Source organism: Paraburkholderia sp. WS6 (assembly GCF_030464835.1).
In the GTDB taxonomy this organism is placed as follows: Bacteria; Pseudomonadota; Gammaproteobacteria; order Burkholderiales; family Burkholderiaceae; genus Paraburkholderia; species Paraburkholderia madseniana.
In genome coordinates this window covers 61,905-85,964 of sequence record NZ_JALQCK010000040.1, presented here as the reverse complement: position 1 = coordinate 85,964, position 24,060 = coordinate 61,905, and the positions used below count along the sequence as shown (strand labels likewise).

The 24,060-nt window shown below is 62.6% G+C and carries 19 protein-coding genes; 8 read left to right on the top strand and 11 right to left on the bottom strand.

All coding sequences use genetic code 11. The features are described 5' to 3' along the window. Nucleotides 1-20 precede the first annotated feature (20 nt). On the bottom strand, nucleotides 21-923 hold the full coding sequence (locus M0D64_RS34675; protein WP_266261118.1) for a DMT family transporter: 903 nt from the start codon (nucleotides 921-923) through the stop codon (nucleotides 21-23). Nucleotides 924-986: 63 nt separating this feature from the next. On the opposite strand from M0D64_RS34675, the gene M0D64_RS34670 reads away from it, so the two are divergent. Both M0D64_RS34670 and M0D64_RS34665 read left to right on the top strand, forming a co-directional pair. Next, nucleotides 987-1,904: a LysR substrate-binding domain-containing protein gene (locus tag M0D64_RS34670; RefSeq protein WP_266261117.1), complete on the top strand. Its 918-nt coding sequence runs from the start codon at nucleotides 987-989 to the stop codon at nucleotides 1,902-1,904. Between the two features lie 156 nt (nucleotides 1,905-2,060). Then, nucleotides 2,061-2,849: a sulfite exporter TauE/SafE family protein gene (locus M0D64_RS34665; protein WP_154566980.1), complete on the top strand. Its 789-nt coding sequence runs from the start codon at nucleotides 2,061-2,063 to the stop codon at nucleotides 2,847-2,849. A 10-nt stretch (nucleotides 2,850-2,859) separates the two neighbouring features. Here M0D64_RS34665 and M0D64_RS34660 read toward each other — a convergent pair whose 3' ends face one another. Continuing rightward, nucleotides 2,860-3,108 (bottom strand): hypothetical protein, encoded by a 249-nt coding sequence (locus M0D64_RS34660; RefSeq protein ID WP_154566979.1) that lies wholly within the window; start codon nucleotides 3,106-3,108, stop codon nucleotides 2,860-2,862. Between the two features lie 338 nt (nucleotides 3,109-3,446). Next, nucleotides 3,447-3,800 (bottom strand): BON domain-containing protein, encoded by a 354-nt coding sequence (locus M0D64_RS34655; protein WP_154566978.1) that lies wholly within the window; start codon nucleotides 3,798-3,800, stop codon nucleotides 3,447-3,449. Between the two features lie 676 nt (nucleotides 3,801-4,476). On the opposite strand from M0D64_RS34655, the gene M0D64_RS34650 reads away from it, so the two are divergent. The 3 genes from M0D64_RS34650 (at nucleotide 4,477) to M0D64_RS34640 (ending at nucleotide 8,001) form a co-directional block, all read left to right on the top strand. Further along, the gene (locus M0D64_RS34650) at nucleotides 4,477-5,964 is read left to right on the top strand and encodes a TAXI family TRAP transporter solute-binding subunit (protein WP_266261116.1); all 1,488 of its coding nucleotides are present in this window, start codon (nucleotides 4,477-4,479) and stop codon (nucleotides 5,962-5,964) included. A gap of 166 nt (nucleotides 5,965-6,130) precedes the next feature. Continuing rightward, nucleotides 6,131-6,775, top strand: coding sequence for a 2-hydroxychromene-2-carboxylate isomerase (locus tag M0D64_RS34645; RefSeq protein WP_266261115.1), 645 nt, complete (start codon nucleotides 6,131-6,133; stop codon nucleotides 6,773-6,775). 245 nt (nucleotides 6,776-7,020) lie between these two features. Continuing rightward, nucleotides 7,021-8,001 carry a LysR substrate-binding domain-containing protein gene (locus M0D64_RS34640; protein ID WP_171929447.1) on the top strand — a complete coding sequence of 327 codons (981 nt, stop codon included), beginning with the start codon at nucleotides 7,021-7,023 and terminating at the stop codon, nucleotides 7,999-8,001. Nucleotides 8,002-8,081: 80 nt separating this feature from the next. Here the strand turns inward: M0D64_RS34640 and xdhC are convergent, their stop codons facing one another. The 3 genes from xdhC to xdhA all read right to left on the bottom strand — a co-directional run bounded on the left by xdhC (nucleotide 8,082) and on the right by xdhA (nucleotide 12,686). Further along, nucleotides 8,082-8,648: a xanthine dehydrogenase accessory protein XdhC gene (gene xdhC / locus M0D64_RS34635; protein WP_266261114.1), complete on the bottom strand. Its 567-nt coding sequence runs from the start codon at nucleotides 8,646-8,648 to the stop codon at nucleotides 8,082-8,084. Between the two features lie 114 nt (nucleotides 8,649-8,762). Next, nucleotides 8,763-11,129: a xanthine dehydrogenase molybdopterin binding subunit gene (xdhB, locus tag M0D64_RS34630; RefSeq protein ID WP_266261113.1), complete on the bottom strand. Its 2,367-nt coding sequence runs from the start codon at nucleotides 11,127-11,129 to the stop codon at nucleotides 8,763-8,765. A 27-nt stretch (nucleotides 11,130-11,156) separates the two neighbouring features. Further along, entirely contained in the window at nucleotides 11,157-12,686 is a 1,530-nt protein-coding gene (gene xdhA, locus M0D64_RS34625; protein WP_266261112.1) for a xanthine dehydrogenase small subunit, read from the bottom strand. A gap of 389 nt (nucleotides 12,687-13,075) precedes the next feature. On the opposite strand from xdhA, the gene M0D64_RS34620 reads away from it, so the two are divergent. Continuing rightward, entirely contained in the window at nucleotides 13,076-14,287 is a 1,212-nt protein-coding gene (locus M0D64_RS34620) for an MFS transporter (RefSeq protein WP_266261111.1), read from the top strand. Nucleotides 14,288-15,134: 847 nt separating this feature from the next. Here M0D64_RS34620 and M0D64_RS34615 read toward each other — a convergent pair. The 4 genes from M0D64_RS34615 to aspT (M0D64_RS34600) all read right to left on the bottom strand — a co-directional run bounded on the left by M0D64_RS34615 (nucleotide 15,135) and on the right by aspT (M0D64_RS34600) (nucleotide 21,800). Further along, nucleotides 15,135-16,364 carry an alanine--glyoxylate aminotransferase family protein gene (locus M0D64_RS34615; protein WP_266261110.1) on the bottom strand — a complete coding sequence of 410 codons (1,230 nt, stop codon included), beginning with the start codon at nucleotides 16,362-16,364 and terminating at the stop codon, nucleotides 15,135-15,137. A gap of 183 nt (nucleotides 16,365-16,547) precedes the next feature. Then, nucleotides 16,548-18,212, bottom strand: a complete 1,665-nt coding sequence (locus M0D64_RS34610; protein WP_266261109.1) for a bifunctional aspartate transaminase/aspartate 4-decarboxylase — start codon at nucleotides 18,210-18,212, stop codon at nucleotides 16,548-16,550. Nucleotides 18,213-18,315: 103 nt separating this feature from the next. Beyond that, on the bottom strand, nucleotides 18,316-19,998 hold the full coding sequence (gene aspT, locus M0D64_RS34605) for an aspartate-alanine antiporter (RefSeq protein ID WP_266261124.1): 1,683 nt from the start codon (nucleotides 19,996-19,998) through the stop codon (nucleotides 18,316-18,318). A gap of 119 nt (nucleotides 19,999-20,117) precedes the next feature. Further along, nucleotides 20,118-21,800 carry an aspartate-alanine antiporter gene (gene aspT / locus M0D64_RS34600; protein WP_266261108.1) on the bottom strand — a complete coding sequence of 561 codons (1,683 nt, stop codon included), beginning with the start codon at nucleotides 21,798-21,800 and terminating at the stop codon, nucleotides 20,118-20,120. A gap of 133 nt (nucleotides 21,801-21,933) precedes the next feature. Here aspT (M0D64_RS34600) and M0D64_RS34595 point away from each other — a divergent pair, with 133 nt between their 5' ends. Both M0D64_RS34595 and M0D64_RS34590 read left to right on the top strand, forming a co-directional pair. Next, nucleotides 21,934-22,146, top strand: a complete 213-nt coding sequence (locus tag M0D64_RS34595) for a hypothetical protein (RefSeq protein WP_154566593.1) — start codon at nucleotides 21,934-21,936, stop codon at nucleotides 22,144-22,146. Nucleotides 22,147-22,360: 214 nt separating this feature from the next. Further along, nucleotides 22,361-23,359 carry a 2-hydroxyacid dehydrogenase gene (locus tag M0D64_RS34590; protein ID WP_266261107.1) on the top strand — a complete coding sequence of 333 codons (999 nt, stop codon included), beginning with the start codon at nucleotides 22,361-22,363 and terminating at the stop codon, nucleotides 23,357-23,359. Here the strand turns inward: M0D64_RS34590 and M0D64_RS34585 are convergent. Further along, nucleotides 23,356-23,979 carry a hypothetical protein gene (locus tag M0D64_RS34585; RefSeq protein WP_171929056.1) on the bottom strand — a complete coding sequence of 208 codons (624 nt, stop codon included), beginning with the start codon at nucleotides 23,977-23,979 and terminating at the stop codon, nucleotides 23,356-23,358. The two genes, M0D64_RS34590 and M0D64_RS34585, sit on opposite strands and share 4 nt — an antisense overlap. Nucleotides 23,980-24,060: the final 81 nt, after the last annotated feature.

The following is a 24,060-nucleotide window of genomic DNA, read 5'->3' as shown; positions in this document are numbered from 1 at the left end:
TTAACGATGCGCCTTGTGACTCACGAGCGACCCCGCAACGCCACGAACACCACGCCGGCGATCGCCATCAATCCACCGCATAGCGTCGCAAGACCCGGACGCTCGCCGGTCAGCACTGCGGACAACGCCGTCGCCACCGCAGGCGTCAGATACAGAAAATTGGCCGCGCGCGCCGCGCCGAAGTAGCCCAGCGCGAACGTCCACGTTGCATAACCCAGCGCCGCCGGAAATACGCCGAGCACCAGCACCGCCTGCAACGTGCCGTGCGGCGCACTGCCAAGCGAACTCAACGCGCCCGGCAGCCACGGCGCCAGCAACACCGCCCCTGCCAGCAACGTGTAGGCGGTGCACGTCAGTGCCCCGTAGACCGGAATCAGGCGCCGCTGCAGCACGAAATAGCTCGCCGAACACAGCGCCGCGCCGAGAATCAGCGTACTGCCCGCGCCGAGCGTCAGGCCGCCGGGCTGACCCCGCGCAATGACCGCGATGCCGGCGAGACTGACTAACGAACCGAGCCATCCCCAACGATTGAATCGCTCGCCGAGGAACACGGCCGCCAGCAGCGCCGTGAAAATCGGCAGCGTATTGACGATGAAACTCGCCGCGCCTGCCGCCACCGTTTTCTCGCCGGTGTTGAGCAGCGCGTTGTAAAGCGCGATGCCGAGAAAACCGCACAGCACGAAACGCAGACCGTCGCGCCATGCCGGCAACGGCGGGCGTCGATAGGCAAGCCATGCGATCACCAGCAGCGCCGCGGTGGCGAAACGCGCCGCCGCCAAAGGCAAAGGCGCCAAACCCTGCAAGCCGATGCGAATGAATGGAAAGGCGGACGCCCAGGACACGATGGTGAAGGCGACCGCGCCTGCCGCCAGCAGCGGCTGCCGCTCGGAACGGGGCGATGGAGACGAAGTGAGTGTGTTCATGCGCAGATGGTGCCGCGCCGCGAGCTGCTAAGCTAGCGCACAAATGAACATCGTGATGTGAAAATGGCTCACACCTCCTCACAGACCTCGTTGGCGCGGCCGCCGCTCGCAAGCCTCGAAACCGTCTGCGCCGTCGCCCGCGAAGGCTCGTTTCTCGCCGCTGCCGAGGTCGCCGGATTGACGCACGGCGCGATCAGCCGGCGAGTGGCCGCGGTCGAAAACTGGCTCGGCATGACCTTGTTCGAACGCCATGCGCGCGGCGTGCGGCTGACGCCGGACGGGCAGCGTTTCGTCGGGCGTATCGAGCAGGCGTTCGGCATCATCGACAGCGCCGCGGTTCAATGGCGCTTGCCGCGCAGCCCGCAACTGGTCAAGCTGAGCGTGGTGCCGGCGTTCGCCAAACTGTGGTTCTTCGAGCGTCAGGCGGCATTCGAGAGCGCTGCGCCGGCGCTGCGCATCCAGCTTGATATCGATCATCGCAACGTGGACATCGCCGGCGGCGAAGCAGATCTGGCGATTCGCTACGGGCGCGGCAGTTGGCGTCAGCTCGAGGTCAAACCTTTCCTGCCGGAGACGCTCTATCCGGTCGCGCATCCCGCGCTCGCCGCACGCCTCGCGAAGCAGCGGCATAAACATGGCGACGCCGCGCTGCTCGATGTGCCGCTGCTGCACGACTCGGATGTGACCGGCTGGCGCGCGTGGTTCGGCGCACTCGCTATTCCGCTGAAACCGCGCGCCCAGGACCGGCGCTTCGAAGACTACACACTGGTGCTGGCCGCCGCCGAAGCGGGACTCGGCGTGGCGCTGGCGCGCGTGCCGGTCGCCGATGCGTATCTGCGCAAAAGCGGCCTCGTGCGGGTGAGCCGCCACGAAGTCGCCTCGCCACTGACTTATTACTTCGTGCATGCAAAGGGCGAGAGCCGGCCCGAAGTGCTGGCGCTGATCGACCGGATGCAGGCGGCCCAGCAGGGCGTGTCGTAGCAACTTCGTACGCAAGCGCGGCAGTTTTGCGACAATAGCGGCTTTCGCCGCGCCGTCGTGCGCCTGTCGCCGGGATGCGCCGGCGCTCGAAGGCGAGTGTGCGCCGGCGTTGCCGTCTAACCTGTTCAACCCACCCGACCGTCAGCGGTCTGCTCAATGGCTCTTCCCCACATCGATCTGCTGTACTCCGTCTCCGGCCTGTTCGTCGGCTTTCTGGTCGGACTGACGGGTGTCGGCGGCGGCTCGCTGATGACGCCGATCCTGGTCCTGCTGTTCAACGTGCATCCGGCCACCGCGGTCGGCACCGATCTGCTGTACGCGGCCGCCACCAAGGCGACCGGCACGCTGGTGCACGGCCTGAAAGGCTCCGTCGACTGGCAGATCACCCTGCGTCTCGCGGCCGGCAGCGTACCGGCGGCAACCATCACCTTGATCCTGCTGCATCGGTACGGGATGGACACGCCGGGCGCGAGCCGGCTGATCCAGATCGTGCTCGGCGCCGCTTTGCTGGTCACGGCCGTGGCGCTGGTATTCCGGCCGCAACTCGCGGCGCTCGGCGCGCGCCGTCAGCGTGCGCCGAGGCAAGGGCGTACGCTCGCGCTCACCATGCTGACCGGCGCGATCCTGGGCGTGCTGGTGTCGCTGACGTCGGTGGGTGCGGGCGCCATTGGCGTGACGGTGTTGTTGCTGCTGTATCCGTTGCTGCCGACCACGCGCATCGTCGGCTCCGATATCGCGCACGCAGTGCCGCTCACGCTGCTGGCGGGCGCCGGTCACTGGCTGCTGGGCTCGGTCGACTGGTCGATGCTGCTGTCACTGCTGGTGGGATCATTGCCGGGCATCGCGATCGGCAGTTATCTGTCGTCGCGCGCACCGGACGCGCTACTGCGCAACGTGCTCGCCGCCACGCTCACGCTGGTCGGCGTGCGCCTCGTGCTGTCATAAAGCAGCCACGCTATTTGAAAAACCGGCAGGTCAGATCGGTCTCGAACTGCCTGACCCATTGACCCTGATGGTCGTGATATGACTGCGCCCAGCCGCCGCGCCGAACCGTGACAAGGCGCTCGTGTGCGGCATCGCCCGGATCCGGGCAGGCGCTGATGTCGAAATGCGCCGGCGCAAAACCGTGCCGCGCACATACCAGTTCGAAAGCCGCCCGATCGCTGATCGGCAGATCGGTATACCGCAAATGCGTGGTTTCCATGGCGTTGACTCCGGTTCCGCTTGCATCACAGTACGCTTCGCTCCGCGTCGATAGTGTGTCACAGCACACAGACGGGCTGTTGCGGCACCGGCGTTCAGCCCGGCACTGGCCAACTCATCATCACCGTTTCAAAAATCACCGCTACGAAAAATAAAGCGAAAAAAAGCTCCGGTTATTCGCCGGAGCCCCCGCACTGGCATGCATCACGATGGCGCATGGCGCGATAGCGAATCGCATGCACCTCCTGTTGCCGCCTTTCGCGCCTGCCGGCGCTTCGTGCTCATGTTGCAAGCCGCTTATGCCAGGCCGCTTATCGCGGCCTGCTCATTGCAACCGTCTTACTGCTGCACAACGGTCAGCTTGTTCGTCACCGACGTCACGCCGGCGACGCCCTTGGCCGCTTCACCGGCAGCGTCGATCTGGCCTTGGTCAGGCACCGAACCCGTCAGAGTCACTGCACCGCCACGAGCACGCACGGCGATGTTCGAGACGTCGATGCCTTGCGCCTTGGCAAGCGCGCCGCGCACCTTGCGACCCAGTTGGCTATTAGCCTTCTTGCCGGCCTTGGCGCTTGCAGCCGGCGCTGCGGTCGTGCCCGTAGCCGTTGCATCGCTTGCCTGAGCGTACACATTGCACGCCACCACCATTGCCACAACCGAGCCCAGCGTTTTCAGAAAACCGACCGATTTCATAGTTTCTATTCTCCTTAGCTACACATTGGACCGCATGTACAAGCGGCTTCGTTACGACTACCGGCGGCCATTCGGGACGCGACAACGCGCGGCTCAGCGACGGCCGACTATGGCTGCGACACGGTGTGCGAGAGGCGAGAGAGGCCGGCCGCCGTTAGTCGCATGCGATGCCACGCATGCAATGCGGTACGGGAGCCGGCAAGCCGCGAGGTCCGCCAGCGCGCCCGGTTCTTGTCTGTCGTGCCGGGTCACGCTGTGCAAACATCTGTTCGCGGCAGCGAACGACAATTTAATCTAGCCGCGCCAGAAGCGCAAAGGGTTTAGTCGTACGTTGCGGTGCATTCCGGTTGTCATAGGGGGCATCGGGCGTGTTTTGTTCATGCGCCGTTCATATTCTGGCTCGGGCGTGCTTCGCCGACTGGTCATGTGCCGTTCACGGGACGTTCATGGGACGTTCACGATTTGTTACGGGTTTGACGGCACCCGCGCCGGCCGGACGCTGCGCCGCCGCGCGAATCTCAGGTACCATCGGCGCGACGCGCTGCCGCGCGGTTTGTGCGACTTGTGTGCCTTGCACGGCAGCCAGCCCGGCATGACGCGAACGCTTCGCCGCAGTCCGCGCGCCGCAGAACGCCGTCATCCTGTTCACTTTCGACCGTAGCCGTCACGTCACCCGATGAAGCCAGCCACCGGCCGCAAACGCCCTCCCCGTCTCGTCGCCCGTTTCGTGGCGATCTCCTGGCGCGATCTGGCGGTCTCGTTCGGACCGCTCCTGCTGATCGCCGTCGCGGCGATCTGGGTCGCCGTGCGCCTGATCCAGCCCGCCCCGCCCAGCACGCTGACGATCAGCGCCGGCCCCGAAGGCAGCACCTTCTGGAATGCAGCCCAGAAGTACAAGGAGATCCTGGCGCGCAACCGTATCACCCTGAACGTCTTGCCCTCGGAAGGCTCGCTGCAGAATCTCAAACGGCTCTCAGACCCGAAGTCGAACGTCGACGTCGGCTTCGTGCAGGACGGGGTCGCGCCCGGCCCGGCGAGCGAGGGCCTGATGTCGCTCGGCAGCGTGGCCTATGTCCCGCTGGCGATCTTCTATCACGGGCCGACGATCGCGCGGCTCTCCGAATTCAAGGGCTTGCGCCTCGCGGTCGGCGCCGAGGGCAGCGGCACGCGCGAACTGGCGCTCGCACTGCTCAAGGCAAACGGCATCGTGCCGGGCGGCCCGACCAAACTGCTGCCGCTCTCGGGCGACGACGCCGCCCAGGCACTCGTCACCGGCAAAGTCGACGCGGCGTTTCTGGCCGGCGATTCGGCGCAACCGGCAGTGATGGGCAAGCTCTATCGCACGCCGAATGTGCAGTTCTACGATTTCACCCAGGCCGATGCCTACACCCGTCGTTTTCCGTATCTGACGCAGCTCCAGATGCCGATGGGCGCGTTCGACCTCGGCAAGAATCTGCCGTCCACGCCGATTCATATGGTGGCGCCGACCGCCGAACTGGTGGCGCGCGACTCGTTGCACCCTGCGCTGTCCGATCTGCTGATCGAAGCGGCACGCGAGGTCCACGGCAAGGCAAACATCATGCAGCGCGCCGGCGAATTCCCCGCGCCGCTCGCCCACGATTTCCCGATCAGCGACGACGCCGCCCGCTACTACAAGTCAGGCAAGAGCTTCCTCTACCGGATCCTGCCGTTCTGGCTGGCGAGTCTCGCGGACCGGCTGCTGGTGGTCGTGGTGCCGCTGATCGTGCTGCTGATTCCGGCGCTGCGCGTCGTGCCGTCGCTGTACACGTGGCGGGTGAAATCGCGCATCTACCGCTGGTACGGCGCGCTGATCGCGATCGAGCGCAGCGCGCTCAGCGAGTACTCGGCCGAAGAACGCGCCACGCTGATCGAGCGGCTCGACGCGATCGAAGAATCGGTGAACGGGCTAAAAATGCCGCTCGCCTATGCGGATCAGTTCTACGTGCTGCGCGAACATATCGGCTTCGTGCGCGAGCGGCTCACGCATAGCCGCGAGGCTCAGCGCGAGGCAGCGGGGGACTCGGACGACGAGCCACAACCATCTGCTTCGGCGCACGCAGCAGACGCCGATGACGCAACGGAATCACCTGAAGCGCGGGGAGCCGACGAGGCCGACAAGCCTTCGGCCGGTCGCCACGCCTAAGGACCCGTCTCGACCCACGTGGTCGAGTTTGGCGTCCCCCGTATCGGCCATCCCGATCCAAAACCACATTGACCGGTGCAAGCGGCGGCTGCACCGCGTAAGATCATTACAATTCCGACGGTCCAGCAGACGACACCGTTCGGAAAGGGCAATCCGGGAGACACTTATGACCGTAGGCATCGACGCCAGGCAACCGCTGTGGTTTTACGATTTTGTCTCGCCGTTCACCTACCTGTTGCTCGAGCAACACGACAAGTGGCCGGGCTTCGACTTCGCGTTCACGCCGGTCGTGCTGAACGATCTGTATCGCCACTGGGGCCAGCGGCCCGCTTATAGCGTGCCCGCCAAACGCACCTTCATGTACCGTCACGCGCTGTTTCGCGCGGAGCAACTCGGCATTCCGTTCAAGATGCCGCCGGCCCATCCGTTCGACTCGATGAAGCCGCTCCTGCTCGCCACCGCGGCGAAGGGCGACATCAGTTTCGTCCGCGAGATTTTCCGTTTTATCTGGCGTGAAGGCCGCGATCCTTCGAGCGATGCAGCATTCGCCGAACTGTGCGAGCGCGTCGGCAAGCCGGACGGCCCGGCACTGATCAAGAATGAAGAAGTGAAGGCGCAATTGCAGCGCAACACCACGGACGCAATCGGTCTGGGCGTCTACGGCGTGCCGACCTTCTTTCTGAACGACCAATTGTTCTGGGGCGAAGACGCGTTGCCTATGGTGCTGTATTGCGCACGCACGCCGAACTGGCTCGACTCGCAGGAAGTGAAGCGGGTCAGTTCGCTGCCTTCAGGCTTCGCGGACGACTAAGCGAAAGCAAGACGTAATATTCGTGCAGACAGGCATGCCGTGCTCGTATCCGTGCATGCCTTTTTTGACGTGATGGCGTCAGAAAGGCCGTCCTGATGCCGGCCATACCGTGCCTGCTATGCCGCCACAGCGCAAACGGGCCTAAGGTTATAACCTTTGCGCCCCGCTCTCGCGATCTGGCTCGCGGGCGGCTCCGTACGACGCTTCATCCGGGCCCGACCTGCTTGCACCGCCTCGCCTAAACCATGGACGATTCCGCCGCTTCCCTCGATATCTGGCTCGTGCGCGTGCTGCGCACCCTGATCGTCGAGCGCAGCGTCACACAAACCGCGCTGCGTCTGAATCAGACCCAGCCCGCCATCAGCACCGCGCTGCGCAAACTGCGCGAGACGCTGAACGATCCGATCCTCGTGCGCGGCAAGTCGGGCATGGTGCCGACCGAATACGGCGAATCGTTGCTGGCCTCGGCACAACGTGTGCTGCGCGAAGTCGATTTCGTTGCGACGCCGCATGGCGACTTCGATGCCGGCCGCTCGCGCCGCACCTTCCGCGTGGCGGCACCGGATTATCTGAACGACTTCTTCATGCCCACCGTGATCGCGCAGTTTCGCGAAGCGGCGCCGCATGCGCGTCTGGAGATCGATTCTTTAAGCCCGATGCTCGACCATTCGGCCGCGCTCGATGCGGGCGAACTCGATCTGGTGATCGGCAACTGGCCGAAGCCGGATCCGCGTTTCGAGCGCAGTGACCTGTTCTCCGATACGGTGGTGTGCCTGATGCGCGCCGATCATCCGCTCGCACGCACGCCGATGACACGCGAAGCGTATCTCGCCGCGCCGCATCTCGCACCAACGCCTTATAGCGGCGCAAGCGGCGGCGCCGTCGACATCGGATTCGCAAGGGCCCGCGCCGAGCGGCGCATCGTCGCCACGCTGCCCTATTTCGGCCTCGTACCGCAAACGCTGTTGCAATCGGATCTGATCTTCACGACCACGCGCCGTTTCGCGACGCACTATGCGAGCATCCTGCCGCTCGCCGTGGTCGAAGTGCCGATTCCGTTTCCACGCATCAAATGCTATCAACTGTGGCATCCGCAGCCGGATCGGCCGAGCGATGTCGGCTGGCTGCGTACGTTGATGTCGCAAGTGTCGGATGAATTGATCGCGCAGAAGGTGCGGCGCGCGAAACGGCCGGCGAAAAAAGAAACGTCAGCCGCGGAGGGCTGACGCTGTGGTTTGAAGTCTGGGGAGTTCAGGTTACGAGCCTGGCGTTGAACTCCTTACGCCAGGCGCCTCGCTCTATCTACTCACACGCTCGCGCAAAGCTTCTGTATTGCCGCCTGAGCCGAGGCTTGACGTGAACGGATCTGCAGCAACTCGGCACACACCGCGACCGCGATCGCCGCAGGCGCTTTATCCACAATGCCGGTCACGCCGATCGGGCAGGTCATCTCCACCAGCCGATCCAGATCCACGCCTCGATCCAGCAGACGACGCTCGAATTTCACGCGCTTTGTCTTCGACCCGATCATGCCGAAATAGGTGAAATCGCGCCGCCGCATGATGCGCGCGGCGAGCGAAAAATCGAGCGCGTGGTTATGCGTCATCACGAGGAAATACGCGCCGGGCGGCGCCGTGTCGACGATCGCATCGGGCGTGTCGGTCGCTTCGATCTGCACATTGGCCGGCGTTTCGTCGGGGAACAGTTCATCGCGCTCATCGACCCACTGGACGACGCACGGCAAGCTGCCGAGCAGCGTGACGAGCGCATGGCCGACATGCCCCGCGCCGAACAGCACGATGTGCATCGGCGCCGGACGCGGCGCTTGCACGGCGCTGCGCCGGCCGATCTGAACGGAAGAAAAGTCGTTCATGGCGATCATTCCAGTTGGTTTCAATATTTGCACGATTTGCCTTAGCTAGCCACTTTCAGGCGGTTCATGGCGCGACCCGGAGGTCACGCCAGGGTTCGACCAGGGCTCACGCGCTTACTGCCGCGCCGCCGCAGTCGCCGCCCGCACAGCGCCGACTGCCTTCAAGATTTCCTCGCTGGTTGCGGGCGCATTCAGCGGCGGGTTGACCTTGTGGTCACCCACGGCCGACACCGCATCGCGCACGGCGAAGAACACCGAGAACGGCAGCAGCAGCGGCGGCTCGCCGGTCGCCTTCGAACGGTGGATGCTGTCCTCCGCGTTGCGATTCTTGAACAGACGCACACGGAAGTCCGGCGGCGTATCGTTGACGGTCGGAATCTTGTAGGTAGACGGCGCGTGCGTCATCAGCTTGCCGCCGGTGTTCCACCACAGTTCTTCGGTCGTGAGCCAGCCCATGCCCTGAATGAACGCGCCTTCCACCTGACCGACGTCGAGCGCAGGGTTCAGCGAGGCGCCCACGTCATGCGAAGCGTCCGCGCGCAGCACGCGCATTTCGCCGGTCAGCGTGTCGATCACCACTTCCGACACGGCCGCGCCGTACGAGTAGTAGTAGAACGGCCGGCCTTGCAGCTTCGACTGATCCCAGTAGAGCTTCGGCGTCGCGTAGAAGCCGTCCGACCAGAGCTGGACACGCGCGACATAGGCCTTCGCGATCACTTCTTCGAACGGCACGATCATCTCGCCGACCACCACGCGATCGTGTACGAAACGCACTTCCGAAGCGGCTACCTGCCCTGCGCCGAAACGCTCGGCGGCGAAGGCCGACAGACGTTCGCGCAACTGGCGCGCGGCGTCTTGAGCAGCCTTGCCGTTCAGGTCCGAACCGGTCGACGCAGCGGTCGCCGAGGTATTGGCGATCTTGCTCGTATCGGTCGCCGTGACGCGGATGCGGTTAAAGCCGATGCCCAGTTCATGCGCCACGACCTGCGCGACCTTGGTGTTCAAACCCTGGCCCATTTCGGTGCCGCCGTGGTTCACCAGCACCGAACCGTCGGTGTAGATGTGCACCAGCGCGCCGGCCTGGTTGAAGTGGGTCACGTTGAACGCGATACCGAACTTGACCGGCGTGAGCGCCAGGCCCTTCTTCAGCACTTCGTTGTTCGCGTTGAACTCGTTGATCGCAGCACGGCGCGCGCGGTATTCACTGGTCGCTTCGAGTTCGTCGATCAGTTCGTGAATGACGTTGTCTTCGACTACCTGACCATACGGCGTCTGGTTGCGCTCGGTCTTGCCGTACAGATTGCGCCGGCGCACGTCGAGCGAATCCTCGCCGACCGAACGCGCGACGTTGTCCATGATGTACTCGATCGCGAACGCGCCTTGCGGACCGCCGAAGCCGCGGAACGCGGTATTCGACTGCGTGTTGGTCTTGCCGCAGAAGCCATCGATCGTGACGTCGGACAACCAGTACGCGTTGTCGAAGTGGCACAGCGCGCGCGTCATCACCGGACCGGACAGGTCGGCAGAGAAGCCGCAACGCGAGGTCATGTCGACCGTCACGCCGTCGATCACGCCCTTGTCGTCGTAGCCCACTTCATACGTATAGTGGAAATCGTGGCGCTTGCCGGTGACCATCATGTCGTCGTCACGGTCCGGACGCAGCTTGACCGGGCACAGCAGCTTCCATGCTGCGAGCGCCGCGCAGCACGCGAACAGACCCGATTGCGATTCCTTGCCGCCGAAGCCGCCGCCCATCCGGCGGCATTCGATCAGCACGTTGTGCGACGCCACGCCCAACGCGTGCGCGACCATGTGCTGCATTTCGGTCGGGTGCTGCGTCGAACAGTAGACGTGCATGCCGTCGTCGTCCTTCGGCACCGCGTATGAAATCTGGCCTTCCAGATAGAACTGCTCCTGGCCGCCGAGCAACATCTCGCCGGCTTCGCGACGAGCGGCGCGGGCGATCTTCGTATCGGCTTCGCCGCGCGCGAGTTTCATCGGCGGCAAGACGTGCTGGTTTGCGGCGCGAGCCTGTTGCGCGGTGAGAATGGCCGGCAGTTCTTCGTAGACGACTTCGGCGCGGCGCGCAGCGAGGCGCGCGATTTCATGCGAGGTCGCGACCACGATGAACATCGGCTGGCCGACGTATTGCACGACACCATCCGCGAGAATCGGATCGTCGCCATGGATGATCGGACCCACGTCGTTGACACCGGGGATATCGCCCGCGGTGAAGATCGCGACCACGCCTGGCGTGGCGCGCACTTTGTCGAGCGCCATCGAGACGATCTTCGCGTGCGCTTTCGGCGACAGGCCGAGCGCGGCGTGCAGCGTGCCGGCAAGCGTCGGGATGTCGTCGGTGTAGGTGGCGCGACCGCTCACGTGCAAATGCGCGGACTCGTGCGGGCGCGAGATGTGGACCTGGGTAAAGTCGTCGAGATCCTGAAGGTCTTTCAGGAACGGTTCTGCGTGCTGATTCATTCTTGTGTTCTCCGTGTCCTTGTGGCGTCAGGCGCTCGCACTGACAGGTGCGCAAGCTGCGGCAACTGCACGAACATCCAGTGCACTCTTGGGCAGCGGATTGTTCGGACGCGTTTCGAGCCAGAAGCGATACAAGGTGTTCTTCGCCGCTTCGAGGCGGTAGTTGCTGGTCGCGCGCATGTCGCTAAGCGGCGCGTAGTCGTTGCCGAGCGCGAGCATCGCGGCTTGCACGGTGGCTTCGTGCCATTCGGCGTCGCGCAGCACGGCTTCAGCGTGCGTCGCGCGCTTCGAGGTGGCGGCCATGCCGCCGAACGCAATGCGCGGCTCGCGGATCACGTTGCCGTCGGCGATAAAGGAGAACGCGGCGCACACGGCCGAGATGTCCGAGTCGAAACGCTTCGACAGTTTGTAGGTGCGGAACTGCAGATTCTTGCGCGCGCCGGTGCGGGTCGGCACCTTGAGTCCGACGACGAACTCGTGCTCCGCCATGTCCTTCTTCTGATACGCGAGGTACAGATCCTCGAGCGGCATTTCGCGTTCGATCTCGCCGCCGCGCACGATCACATGCGCGCCGAGCGCGATCAGGCCAGGCATCGAATCACCGATCGGCGAGCCGTTGGCGATATTGCCGCCGAGCGTGCCGGCATTGCGGATCGGCAGCGACGCAAAGCGTTGCCACATTTCGGTGAGTTCCGGATATTGCTTGGCGATTTCCGCGTAGGCCTTTTCGACGCTCACGCCTGCGCCGATCTCGATCCAGTCGTCGTTGGTTTCGAGCTTCTGCAATTCGGCGATCTGCCCGACATACACGATGTTGCCGAGATCGCGCATCATCTTGGTGACCCACAGACCGATGTCCGTGCTGCCGGCGAGAATACGCGTGGCGGGTTCGGCTTGCTTGATTTTCGCGAGCGCCTCGACCGTACGCGGCGCGTCGAACTGCTGGCCGGCGTGCTGGTAATGGAACGTGTCCTTGCGCTCGAGCGCGGCGAGCGCGTTCGACAGCGCTTCGACATTGACCGGCGCTTTCGGCGCGGGCGCTTCGAACATGCGCACGGCCGCGTCGACGATCGGACGATAGCCGGTGCAGCGGCACAGATTGCCGGTCAGCGCGTTGCTGATCGCGTCGCGCGACGGCACAGTTTTGTTCGCGCAGCTATGTTCGTGACCGTGCTTTTCGTACAGCGACCACATCGACATGACGAAACCCGGCGTGCAGAAACCGCATTGCGAACCGTGGCACTCGACCATCGCTTCCTGCACCGGATGCAGCGAGCCGTCCGGCTGGCGCAGGTCCTCGACGGTGAAAAGCGCTTTGCCGTCCAGCGTCGGCACGAACTGGATGCAGGCGTTGACCGCCTTGAAGTCGACGCCGCCCGCCTCGTTACGCTCGCCGATCACGACCGTGCACGCGCCGCAGTCGCCTTCGGCGCAGCCTTCCTTGGTGCCGGTGCAATGCACGTCCTCGCGCAAATACTGCAGGACGGTGCGGGTGACGGGCGCATCCTTGATCTCACGGATCGCGTTGCGGTGGTAGAAGCGAATCGGCTCAGTCATGTCTCGTTACTCTCAATGTTCTGTGTCCGTTGGGACGTGCTGCGATGATGGTTCGAAAACTATCACCATCAATAAATACAACCCATAGCGGGGATCGCATGCGGGACATATTCGTGAAACGATATAGAGATGGGTTTGGGGTTCGGTTGGCTTATGTTGATTTGGCTGTTTTGCAGCATTTTTAGATAAATTGTAGTTTTACAGCCATGGACGACCAGGGCGCATTCATCCGGTTGGCATCGGAAGACCTCTCGTGCAGAGTGAAAACGGACCACTATATCGATCCGGCACCGTTATTTAGGCACCGAAATTATTAAGCAACCCCTGCAAGGGAATCGGTTCCATGGGAAAATCACGCCTTCCCGCCGTTTTCAAGTCTCGTTTTCCCCATGTCCACCGACTCAGCGACACCGCGCAGCGAATTTGCGACGACCATGCAGATCATTCCGGTCGTCTTTTTCACATTTCTTTGCTACCTGACGATCGGAATTCCGCTCGCGGTGCTGCCTGGCTACGTCCACGACGATCTGGGTTACAGCGCGATTCTGGCCGGCGCGGCGATCAGCATTCAGTACCTGGCGACGCTGGCATCGCGGCCGCTCGCCGGCCGCTCGGCCGACACGTTAGGGCCGAAGCGGACGGTCACGATCGGCCTGCTGGGTTGCGGCGCGAGCGGGATCTTGTTGCTGCTGGCCGTGTTATGCGGGCGCTGGCCGGTGGTGAGCCTGGGGCTGCTGGTGTGTAGCCGTCTCGTACTCGGCTTCGGCGAAAGCCTGTGCGGTACTGGCGCGATTTTGTGGGGCATCGGCCGGGTGGGCACGAGCAACAATGCGCGGGTGATTTCTTGGAACGGCATCGCGACTTATGGCGCACTTGCGATTGGCGCGCCGCTTGGCGTAGCGATTGCGCACACGATCGGGTTTGCCGCGTTGGGCGTTCTGGTGATTTTGCTGGCGGCGCTCGGGTTTTATCTGGCGCGGCCTATCGCGCCGGTGCCGATCGTGCATGGCGAGCGGATGTCGTACCGGAGCGTGTTCACGCGGGTACTGCCGCATGGGATTGGGTTGGCGCTGGGCTCGGCCGGCTTTGGGTCGATTGCGACGTTTATTACGCTGTTTTATGCCGCGCGGCATTGGCCTAATGCGGCTTTGTCGTTGACTGTTTTCGGCACGTTGTTTATCGGTGCGCGCTTGTTGTTCGCTAATACGATCAAGGCTTACGGTGGGTTCCGGGTCGCGATTGCTTCGTTTTCGTTTGAATGTGCTGGGTTGTTGATGTTGTGGTTGGCGCCGGAGCCGCATATTGCCCTCGCGGGGGCGGCGTTGACCGGGTTTGGGTTTGCTTTGGTGTTTCCTGCTCTTGGCGTTGAGGCGGTTGGGCTTGTGCCGCCCGCTAGTCGTGGGGCGGCTTTGTCGGCTTATTCTGTGTTTCTTGATCTTTCTCTGGGGATTACGGGGCCGTTGGCCGGGTATATCGCTGGGGAGTTTGGTTATGCGCAGGTGTTTTTGTTTGCGGCGGTCGCTTCCGCGATGGCGGTTGTGCTGTCGACGATGATGTATTTGCGGAATTCACGGGCGCCTAATGCGCCTGCGGCGACCTGATTTTTTTGCTCGCTCTGCGCTTGTTGTCTGTGTTCTTAGGGCGTTGGCCTTTCCTTGTTTTGTTAGTGGTCTATTAGCGTTGCCCCTGTGCGGGGCGGCACCTACTTTTCTTTGCCGGCTGCAAAGAAAAGTAGGCAAAAGAAAGCAGCTCAAACCGCTCATGCTAAGCGGGCACCGTGGTCTGCTACGGGTAGTGGTGCATCTGGAATCTGTGTTCGTGCACCTGCATACGTCAGTGACAAGGGAGTCATACTTCCGGCGGCGCTGCGCGCGCCGAAGAGTACTTCATACCCCCCGCTACGTTTTGACGCTCGCGTCTCGCTACCGAACCGTGGCTCGTCATTGCACCACCACCGCCGCGATTGTGATTGGAACAGCAACTGCAACCACCCACCGCCGCTGCCGCAGCGACTGTGAACGTGATCGGGACCAGGACGGTAGTCAGCACACCGACATATCATGTGAAGCGGGTGTTCCCGCGTGGGTGCAGAAGCGTGTCGCCGAGGCAAAGCCGACGTCCCCACAGACCCGAACCGAAGCCCTTGGTTTCCCATGCAGACCCGTCCGCGACGCACGCAGTGCGGAGTGGGAGCTGATGAGCCCCTTGTCACTAACGCTGAACGCGCGAGAACACGGATTCCAGATGCACCACTACCCACCGCAAACCATGGTGCCCACTTAGCAGTAGCGGTTTGAGCTGCTTTCTTTTGCCTACTTTTCTTTGCAGCCGGCAAAGAAAAGTAGGTGCCCCCCCGCACAGGGGGAACGCTAATAGACCACTAACAAATCAAGGAAAAGCCAACACCCCAAGAACACTGACAATAAGCGCCGCGAAGGCAAAAAAACCTCATTTCCCTTCGGATAACCCCCGCTCAAGCGCCGCCACCCCAGCCGGCAACTCAACCTTAACTCCGAGATCCACCATCGTCCGCCCAAGCGCATGCAAGGTCCTGAACAGGTTATGTTCCCGACACTGCTCACCCATCTGCCCAATACGCACAATCGGCAAACCAAACGAACCCGAGATTTCCACCTGGTGATGCCGCGAGATATGCCCGCAGATATCAGCAGGACTCAATCGCTCCGGCACAACGATGCCAACAACCGAATTCAAACGACAAGGCGCCGGCGCATAGAGCCGCAAACCCAACGCAGTAATCCCCGCCTGCAGCGCAACCGAACACTTCAAATGCCGCGCAAACCGCTTCTCAAGCGTCTCCGCACACACAAGCCGCAACGCCTCGTGCAACGCCAGCACCCCCGACACGGGCGCCGTATAGTGATACCCCGCGTTGTGCCAAAAATTCTCCGCAAGCGAAGCATCAAGACACCAATGCGCATTCGGCGCCGTGCGCCCCTTCACCCGCGCCCATGCCTCATCCGAAAACGCGATCAGCGAAACCCCCGGGATCGACGACAAGCCCTTCTGCCCGCCGGTAATGACCGCATCGATGCCCCACGCGTCCATCTCCAGGGGCATCGTGCTCAACGTACACACCGCGTCGACGATGACCAGCGCACCGGCTGCTTTCGCAAGCGCCGCAATCTCCTTCAATTGATGGTTCCACACGGTGTTGGACGTCTCGCCCTGCACGATCGTCACTATCTCGGGACGCTCGCGGCGGATCGCCTCAGCCACGCTTTCGAGACTCGCCACAGTACCGTCCTCGACGTCGAGAATCGCAACTTCCGCGCCGACGCGCCGGCCCATCTCCGCCATCCGTTCGCTGAAAAAGCCGTTCTTGATGCTCAGCACTTTCGTGCCTTCCCATGCGAGGTTGGAGATCGCCATTTCCATCGCGGCAGAACCCGGCCCGGCTACGCCCAGCACCCACTTCGAATTCGTCTGGAACACGTAGCGCGCCATGGTCTTCACCTGGCCGATCACCTTCACCATCGTGCTGCCCAGGTGGTTGATCACCACCGTATTGGCCTTGGCCACCGCCGCGGGAATCGGCACGGGGCCGGCGCCCATCATCAGCAACGGCTCTTCGGGAAGAATGGCGTCGAGCGATTCGACAACCGGACAAGGCACAGCGTAGGAAACCGGTGCGGCAGAGGTGGATGAAGTCGGCATGATCGGTACGTGAATGTCAGAGTGCAAAGGGACAAGCGGCCCCGCCAGCAATGACACTGGCGGGGCCGCTTAACCGATCATTCACTGATCCGCACAATTGCGCAAGTTTTTTGTCCATGCCTGACCGCGCTCGAAGCCGAGTTCCAGCGCGGATCCCGCACAAATCAAGCGTGAATTAAAGCCTCACTTCACCTTGGTCTTATCGAGCTTCTTGCCGGTTGCCGCGTTGTACCGCTCGACGTATTCCTCGATCAGCTTGCGCATCGCGCGGCCGATCTGCCGATAGTCCGACTCGTTCAGATTAGCCAGCGACACCCGCCCCGACGGATGCTGCGTACCGAAGCCGCGTCCCGGCAACAGCACCACGCGTGCTTCGCGCGCGAGGCGGAACAGCAATTCCGAAGGCTCGGTGTTCTTCAGCAGCCACTCGACGAACTCGCGCCCGAACATACGCTCGCCGAGGAACTCGATGTCGAGAATCGTGTAGTAGTCGACCTGGTTCGGATCGTCGTCTTCGAACGAGATGCCGACCTCTTCGTACAGCGCCTGCTTGCGCTTGCGGATCAGGCGCTTCAATGCGTTCTTGTACGCGTCGGGCGTGTCCATCAGCGAAAACAGCGAGAACAACACCATTTGCACCTGCTGCGGCGTCGACAAACCCGCCGTGTGATTCAGCGCGACGGTGCGGCTATCGGCGACCAGCCGGTCGATGAACTTGAGCTTGTCCGGTTCGGTCGTGATCGATTCATAGCGCTCGTGCAACTGCTTCTTCGCGTCCTTCGGCAACTCGGCGATCAGCTTGTCGAGCACGTTGTCGCGATGCGTCGCGATCACGCCAAGACGCCAGCCCGTCGCGCCGAAATATTTCGAGTAGGAGTACACGAGGATCGTGTTCTTCGGCGCGAGCGCGAACAGCGAGACGAAGTCGTCGGCGAAGGTCCCGTACACGTCGTCGGTCAACAGAATCAGGTCGGGGCGTTCCTTGACGATGTCCGCGATGTATTGAAGGCTCTCGTCGTCGATCTTCACCGAAGGCGGGTTGCTCGGGTTCACGAGGAAGAACGCCTTGACCTTCGGATCGCGCAGCTTGTCGAGTTCCTTTTTCGAATACTGCCAGCCGCTTTCAACCGTGGCTTCGAGATTGACGACGTTCAACTGATAGTCGTTCAGGCGCGGAATTTCGATGTACGGCGTGAAAATCGGCAGGCCCAGCGCAATCGTGTCACCCGGCTTGATCAGGTGATTCTCGCGCATCGTGTTGAAGATGTACGTCATTGCCGCCGTGCCGCCTTCCACCGCGAACACGTCGAACTCGCCGACGAACGGATGGTTGCCGATCATCTCCTTGCGCAAATACTGCCCGACAATCTGTTCGGATAGCTTGAGCATCCGGTCCGGCACCGGATAGTTCGATGCGAGAATGCCCTCGCACATTTCATAGAGGAAGTCGCCCGCGGAGAGTCCGAGCTGATCGCGCACATACGACACCGCGCCGCGCAGAAAGTCGATGCCGGGCACGCCCTTGTTTTCGCGCAGGAACAGATCGAAGCGCTCCGTCAGCCCTTCGCGCCGCGGGAAACCGCCAACGCCTTCCGGCATGAACGCAAACGAGCGCTCCGACTCGCGCATCGCAAACAAGCCGAGCTGCCAGAAACCGTGGCGCGGAATCGTCGCGAGGAAGTTCGGGTTGCCGCGGCCGGCATTGAGCATCGATGCGTTGGCGGCACGCTCCACCGCGCCGCCGCCCGCGGCCTTGATCAGTTCATCCTTGAGTTCGAACGGGCTGAGCGCCGCAAAGCCGGCTTGAGCCATGTCGCCTTGTTTCTTGCCGCTTTTCTCTTTTGCCATGATGCGTTCTCCAATGTGCAAGTGAATGACGCCGGCGTCGCGAGGGACACGTTCAGTTGCCGCCGGCGTAAGAGAGATCGATAAATGCGTACGCTAAACCGGGCTAAACCAGCCCGACCACGAGCGGTCCGAGCAAGGTCAACGCGACGTTCGCAATTGCGTAGGTGATCGCAAACGGCACGGTCGGTACGGCGCTTTCCGCCTTGTCGAGTACACCGCCGAATGCCGGGTTGGCACTGCGTGAACCCGTCAGCGCGCCGGCCAGGATGGCCGCGTTGTTATAGCGCAGCACGTAGCGGCCGAACAGCATCGTCAGTATCAGCGGCAGCACAGTGACAACCACCCCGAGCAGGAAGATCGTCATACCGCTCTGCTTGACGGTCACCACGGCCTGCAAGCCCGAATTCAAACCGACCACCGCGACGAACGCCGCGAGGCCGAAGTCCTTCAGCAACTGCGAAGCCGCAGACGGCATTGCGCCGTACATCGGATGCTTGCCGCGCATCCAGCCGAACAGCAGGCCGGCCAGCAGACAGCCGCCACCGGAACCGAGCGTGAGCGGAACGCCGCCCACGTCGATCACGATCAGACCGATCAGCAGACCCAGCACGATGCCGACACCCATATAGATGAAGTCGGTCTTGTTGCTGTACGGCAGCTCGTAGCCGGTTGCATCGACGGCGCGCTTGGTGTCTTTCGGCGAACCGTAGAAGGTGATCACGTCGCCGTGCTCGAGTTTGGTTTCGGGCAGGATCGGCAGCGGCTGACCGGCACGCGAGGCGCTCTGGATATAAACACCATGGCGCAAGTCGCGATCCACGACTTCGCGCGCGGCGGCGATCGTCGTGTGATTCATGCCTTTGCGTGTGAACACACCGTCGCGCGTCTGCATCACGACGCCAATGTCGTCGACGCTGGCGATCTCGTTGCCGTTCGCGCCGAATGCGACCACCGCCTCCCGGCGGCCCACCACCAGCACTTCGTCGTTGAGTTGCAAGGTCAGATCGGGCGTCGGCTCGAGGTTCTTACCGTCACGCTTGATCCGCTCGATCGTCAACATGTCCTGATGCAGGGTCTCGACTGCCTTGACCGTTTTCCCGGCGCTGACATCGATCTTGTACGCACGCCCCACCAGTTCGGGCAACGCACGAATTTGCCCCGCTCCGAGCGACGACGAACCTGCAGACAGTTCACGCTCCGCTTCGATCGAGGCGTCGCGCAGACTCTGCCCCATGAACTTCGGCAGGATGTTCACGCAGACAATGATGGCGCCAAGCGAGCCGAACACGTAGGTCACCGCATAGGCAATCGCCACGTCGGATTGCAGCGACTTGACCTGATCGGCGGGCAAACCGAGACGCGCGATTGCGTCCCCCGCAGTGCCGATGATCGCCGACTGCGTCAGCGCGCCGCCCGCGAGTCCGGCGGCGAGTCCCTTGTTCAGATGGAACAGCTTCGCGCAGATCACCACGGTGATCAGTGCGGTGACGGCGAGAAATATCGCCATCGCGATCTCACGCAGCGTCTTGCGGTTCAGCGAGTTGAAGAAGCCCGGCCCGGAGTCGTAGCCGACCGCGTAAATGAACACGGCGAACATCACCGATTTCACGCCGTTGTCGATCGTCACGCCCGCCTGACTAATCAAGACCGCGGCCAGCAATGAACCGCCTACGCCGCCTAACTGGAATTTGCCGAAGTTGATCTGCCCGATGAAATAGCCGGCTGCAAGTGACAGAAACAGCGCAATCTCGGGTGATTTCTGAAAAATGTGATGTAGCCAGTCCATCATGCCCTCGCTGGATAGTTTGCGATACTGAGTACTGGATGCTGCATGTGCATACGAACCTCACGGCATCCGCATGCGGTCGACTTCGCGCCACGCCGCGCGCAGCCCATCTGCCCCGCCTAGCCGAACTTCCCGGCGAGGCCGACGACGACCGGCCCCATCAACGGCAGCAGAATGTTCGAGAGTGCATAGGTGATCGTGTAGCCGATCACGGGCGTCGAATTGCCGGTTACGCCGACCAGCGCGCTGATCGCCGGCGTGCTGCATTGTTGACCGGCAATGGCGCCGAGCAGCATGGGCGCTTCGAGCTTGAGAAACGCTCGGCCGATCCAGAGCGACAACAGGCCGGGCACGAGCACCATCAGGATGCCGGCGACGGGTAGCGCCAGACCGTATTCGCGCACCAGCTTGATGGCATCGGGCCCCGCCGACAGACCGACGGCGGCAATGAAGGTGGCAAGGCCGAAGTCCTTGAGAATTTGCGCGGCGGCCGAAGGCAGCGAGCCCACTAACGGATGGCGCGAACGGATCCAGCCGAACAGCAACCCTGAGAGCAGACAGCCGCCGCCCGTGCCCAGCGCGATCGACACACCGCCGATGCGCCCGCCGAGATGGCCGATCGCCATGCCGAGCAGCACGCCCAGGCCGAGATAGACGAAGTCGGTTTTCTGGGTCGCGGTAAGCACGTAGCCCAGATTCCGCGCGCCACGCTCGACGTCGGCTTTCGCGCCCACCAAGGTCAGCACGTCGCCACGATTGAGCTCGGTGCCGGGCAGCGCGGGCACCGTGGTTTCAAGCCGCGTGACGGCCGCGATGTAGATGCCGCGCCCTTCCTCCGGCTTCGCCCGTTCGCGCAACTGCGCGACCGTCAGACCATGCGCGTCGCTGCGCGTCAGCACGACGTCGAGCTTCTCCGCAATGATCTGGCTGAAGCCGGCGTCCGCCACTTCTTCGCCGAGGCTGGCAGCCGCGGCGACCATCGCTTCGCGCCGCCCGCCCACAAGAATCAGGTCGCCGGCGGCCAAGGTCAGTTGCGGCTCGACCGGCACGTCGGCTCCGTTGCGCCGAACCTGCTCGATGGTCAGGTTGAAGCCGTGCTTCTGTTCGAGCGCCTGGATCGTCCCGCCGGCCGCCGTGCCGACCCGGAACGCGCGGCCCACGAGCGCCGGGGCCGCAGCCCGCTGGCCCTCGCCGAAGGCACCGTCGCCGCCAAGCTTGTGCCACACACGCTCGGCTTCTTCGCGCAGATTGATGCGCAGCAGCAGCGGCGCAAACTGACTGGTGAACAGGACGATGGTGATCAGGCCGAACAGGTAGCTCACGCTGTACGCGGTCACGATGTTGGCCTGCAGGCGCAGCGTCTCAGCGTCGCTGAAGCCGAGCTTGGCAATCGCCTCCGAAGCCGTGCCGATCACCGCCGACTCCGTCGCGGCGCCGGCCAGCAAACCGGCCGCCGTCCCGGCGTCGAGCCGCATCACGAAGACCGCAATCATGATCAGCACCAGCACCGAGACGATCTCGACCACCGACAGCAAGCCATAGCGCCAGCCCCGGCCAATGTTGGCAAAGAACTGCGGTCCACCGGTGAAACCCAGCGCGAAGATGAACAGCGCAAAGGCGATGTTCTTCAGATCGGGGGCAAGCCGCGCGCCGGTCTGCCCCAACAGCAAGGCCACGATCAACGTGCCGCAGACGCCGCCCAACTGAATTGGCCCCACGCGAAACGAACCAATGAAATATCCGATTGCAAGGCTTGCGAACAGCGCGATCTCCGGTTGAGACCTCAGCAATTCACCGATCATGTTGGCTCGCCGATTTACGGTTTTACGGTTTATTAGCAGAAAGATGAAAAAATCTTTCTGGAATTTGAAATGAATTCGATCCGAGTCAACCCGACTCAGGAATTACTCATCCGGCATCACCGAATTCCATTGAATGGAAAGTTTATTGCAATGGCATGACGCTCTCGGCGCCAAAGAAGATATGCCGCAATGCAGCGACGATAGCGATAGTGAAATACTTTTCAGCAAGTTCGACAGTCACGCTTTCCTCGCGAAGTTTGTCCGACGCCTGAAAAAGGCACGTTCTGCTGGCGGCCGGTTCTCTCTTGGCATGATTGAACATGTTTTATTGGGACTGCTTTTTTAATAAATATTGTAGTTCGGCATCGCTGTCAATATGATTTTCAATTGCGACCGTTTTCGCTTCGCAAAAGATGATCTTTAGTAAAGGGCGGAATGGTTTTCGGACCGTGCATCGCAAGCAGCGGTCATTACCATAAAGGGCCGATATACTGACGTGCCCGCCTGCCGCCTCGTAAGTCGGCATTCACCACGCCGGCACGCATCCTTCGGAGCCATTCATGCGCATGATCCTGTTCAGCAGCCGCCAATACGACAGCGACACGTTCGGCGAGGCCAACGGCACGCATCGCTATGAACTGCACTTCCAGGAATCGCACCTCGATGTCGAAACCGCGATCCTCGCCGAGGGCTACGAAGTGGTCTGCCCGTTCGTCAACGACAACGTCGACGCCGTCGTCCTGGAACGTCTTCATGCCGGCGGCACACGCATGATCGCGTTGCGCTCGGCGGGCTTCAATCACGTCGACCTGGCCGCGGCCGAGCGTCTCGGCATGACGGTTGCACGGGTGCCGGCCTACTCGCCGCACGCGGTCGCCGAACATGCGGTCGGTCTGATTCTGGCGCTGAACCGGCGCTTGCCGCGCGCGGTCGCGCGCACCCGTGAAGGCGATTTCTCGCTGCTTGGGCTGCTCGGCTTCGATCTGCACGGCAAGACTGTGGGCGTGATCGGCACCGGCATGATCGGCCGCGTGTTCGGCCGCATCATGGCGGGCTTCGGCATGCAGGTGCTCGCTCATGACCCAGGTACGCCGGCTGAGGATCTGCTTGCCCTCGGCGCGCGTTACGTGCCGCTCGACACCCTGCTCGCCGAAAGCGACGTTGTCAGCCTGCATTGTCCGCTGGTGCCCGGCACGTACCATCTGATCGACGGGCCCGCGCTCGCGAAGATGAAGCGTGGCGCGATGCTGATCAACACGGGGCGCGGCGGACTTGTCGAAAGCAATGCGCTGATCGGCGCGTTGAAAGATTGCCAGCTCGGCCATCTCGGGCTCGACGTGTACGAGGAAGAAGGCGGCCTCTTTTTCGAGGACCACTCGAACCTGCCGTTGCAGGACGACGTGCTGGCGCGTCTATTGATGTTCCCGAACGTGATCGTCACCGCGCACCAGGCATTCTTCACGCGCGAGGCGATGAACGAGATCGCGCAGACCACGCTTGAGAACGTCGCGGCATGGCAGGCCGGCACGCCGCGCAACGTCGTACGGGCGCGAAGTTAGGTAGTGCCGCTGCCATCCACGGTAGTCGGGCGGATTACCGTGCGGGCGTCGTCCGCTGCGCCGCATATCTCGCGCAGCAAGGCCGCCTCGCGTTCGTGCACTTCCACCGGAAACCAGCGCGCGCCCGCATCGGCCAGATAGCGCGCGCGATGCTGCCCGTTGCGAAACGCCACCACGCCCTCGCGCTCGAGACCGAACCAGCCCAGCAGACCCGGCGCGCGACGCGTCGAGATCGTCACGTACGGCATCTGCGGAATGCGCGGATTCTCCGGATCGAGAAACTCGCGAATGCCACGCACCTTGCCCGAATGCCATTCGGCAACCGGCTTCAACACGTAATCCGTGTTGTCGCGATCCGCGCATTCCAGCAACTTGCGCGCATCGACCATGACCACCTGATGGCGCGTGCCGTCAGTCACGAATACGCGTTTCAGGCGCACATGGTCGTACCATGGATGTTCATGTTCATGCAGCGGCACGGTCCAAACCGTCTCGACAGAGGCCGGCGCGGCTGAGGGCGATGAATTGGACAAGGGCAAAGGCGGGCTCGATAAGCTAGCAAAAAAACGCCAGCGCGTTAAAAGAGCGCTAACGCTACGAGCCGATTGTGAAAGATGCATGACAACCAACGGTATTAGTCGCACTGCATGAGCGCAGCGCATGAACATCCGGCATGAGCGGCCGGACGCGAACCTTTACGG

Coding starts and splice junctions, on each gene's coding strand:
- M0D64_RS34675 (WP_266261118.1), bottom strand. CDS start 923: ATGAACACACTCACTTCGTCTCCATCGCCCCGTTCCGAGCGGCAGCCG.
- M0D64_RS34670 (WP_266261117.1), top strand. CDS start 987: ATGGCTCACACCTCCTCACAGACCTCGTTGGCGCGGCCGCCGCTCGCA.
- M0D64_RS34665 (WP_154566980.1), top strand. CDS start 2,061: ATGGCTCTTCCCCACATCGATCTGCTGTACTCCGTCTCCGGCCTGTTC.
- M0D64_RS34660 (WP_154566979.1), bottom strand. CDS start 3,108: ATGGAAACCACGCATTTGCGGTATACCGATCTGCCGATCAGCGATCGG.
- M0D64_RS34655 (WP_154566978.1), bottom strand. CDS start 3,800: ATGAAATCGGTCGGTTTTCTGAAAACGCTGGGCTCGGTTGTGGCAATG.
- M0D64_RS34650 (WP_266261116.1), top strand. CDS start 4,477: ATGAAGCCAGCCACCGGCCGCAAACGCCCTCCCCGTCTCGTCGCCCGT.
- M0D64_RS34645 (WP_266261115.1), top strand. CDS start 6,131: ATGACCGTAGGCATCGACGCCAGGCAACCGCTGTGGTTTTACGATTTT.
- M0D64_RS34640 (WP_171929447.1), top strand. CDS start 7,021: ATGGACGATTCCGCCGCTTCCCTCGATATCTGGCTCGTGCGCGTGCTG.
- xdhC (WP_266261114.1), bottom strand. CDS start 8,648: ATGAACGACTTTTCTTCCGTTCAGATCGGCCGGCGCAGCGCCGTGCAA.
- xdhB (WP_266261113.1), bottom strand. CDS start 11,129: ATGAATCAGCACGCAGAACCGTTCCTGAAAGACCTTCAGGATCTCGAC.
- xdhA (WP_266261112.1), bottom strand. CDS start 12,686: ATGACTGAGCCGATTCGCTTCTACCACCGCAACGCGATCCGTGAGATC.
- M0D64_RS34620 (WP_266261111.1), top strand. CDS start 13,076: ATGTCCACCGACTCAGCGACACCGCGCAGCGAATTTGCGACGACCATG.
- M0D64_RS34615 (WP_266261110.1), bottom strand. CDS start 16,364: ATGCCGACTTCATCCACCTCTGCCGCACCGGTTTCCTACGCTGTGCCT.
- M0D64_RS34610 (WP_266261109.1), bottom strand. CDS start 18,212: ATGGCAAAAGAGAAAAGCGGCAAGAAACAAGGCGACATGGCTCAAGCC.
- aspT (WP_266261124.1), bottom strand. CDS start 19,998: ATGGACTGGCTACATCACATTTTTCAGAAATCACCCGAGATTGCGCTG.
- aspT (WP_266261108.1), bottom strand. CDS start 21,800: ATGATCGGTGAATTGCTGAGGTCTCAACCGGAGATCGCGCTGTTCGCA.
- M0D64_RS34595 (WP_154566593.1), top strand. CDS start 21,934: ATGGAAAGTTTATTGCAATGGCATGACGCTCTCGGCGCCAAAGAAGAT.
- M0D64_RS34590 (WP_266261107.1), top strand. CDS start 22,361: ATGCGCATGATCCTGTTCAGCAGCCGCCAATACGACAGCGACACGTTC.
- M0D64_RS34585 (WP_171929056.1), bottom strand. CDS start 23,979: ATGCATCTTTCACAATCGGCTCGTAGCGTTAGCGCTCTTTTAACGCGC.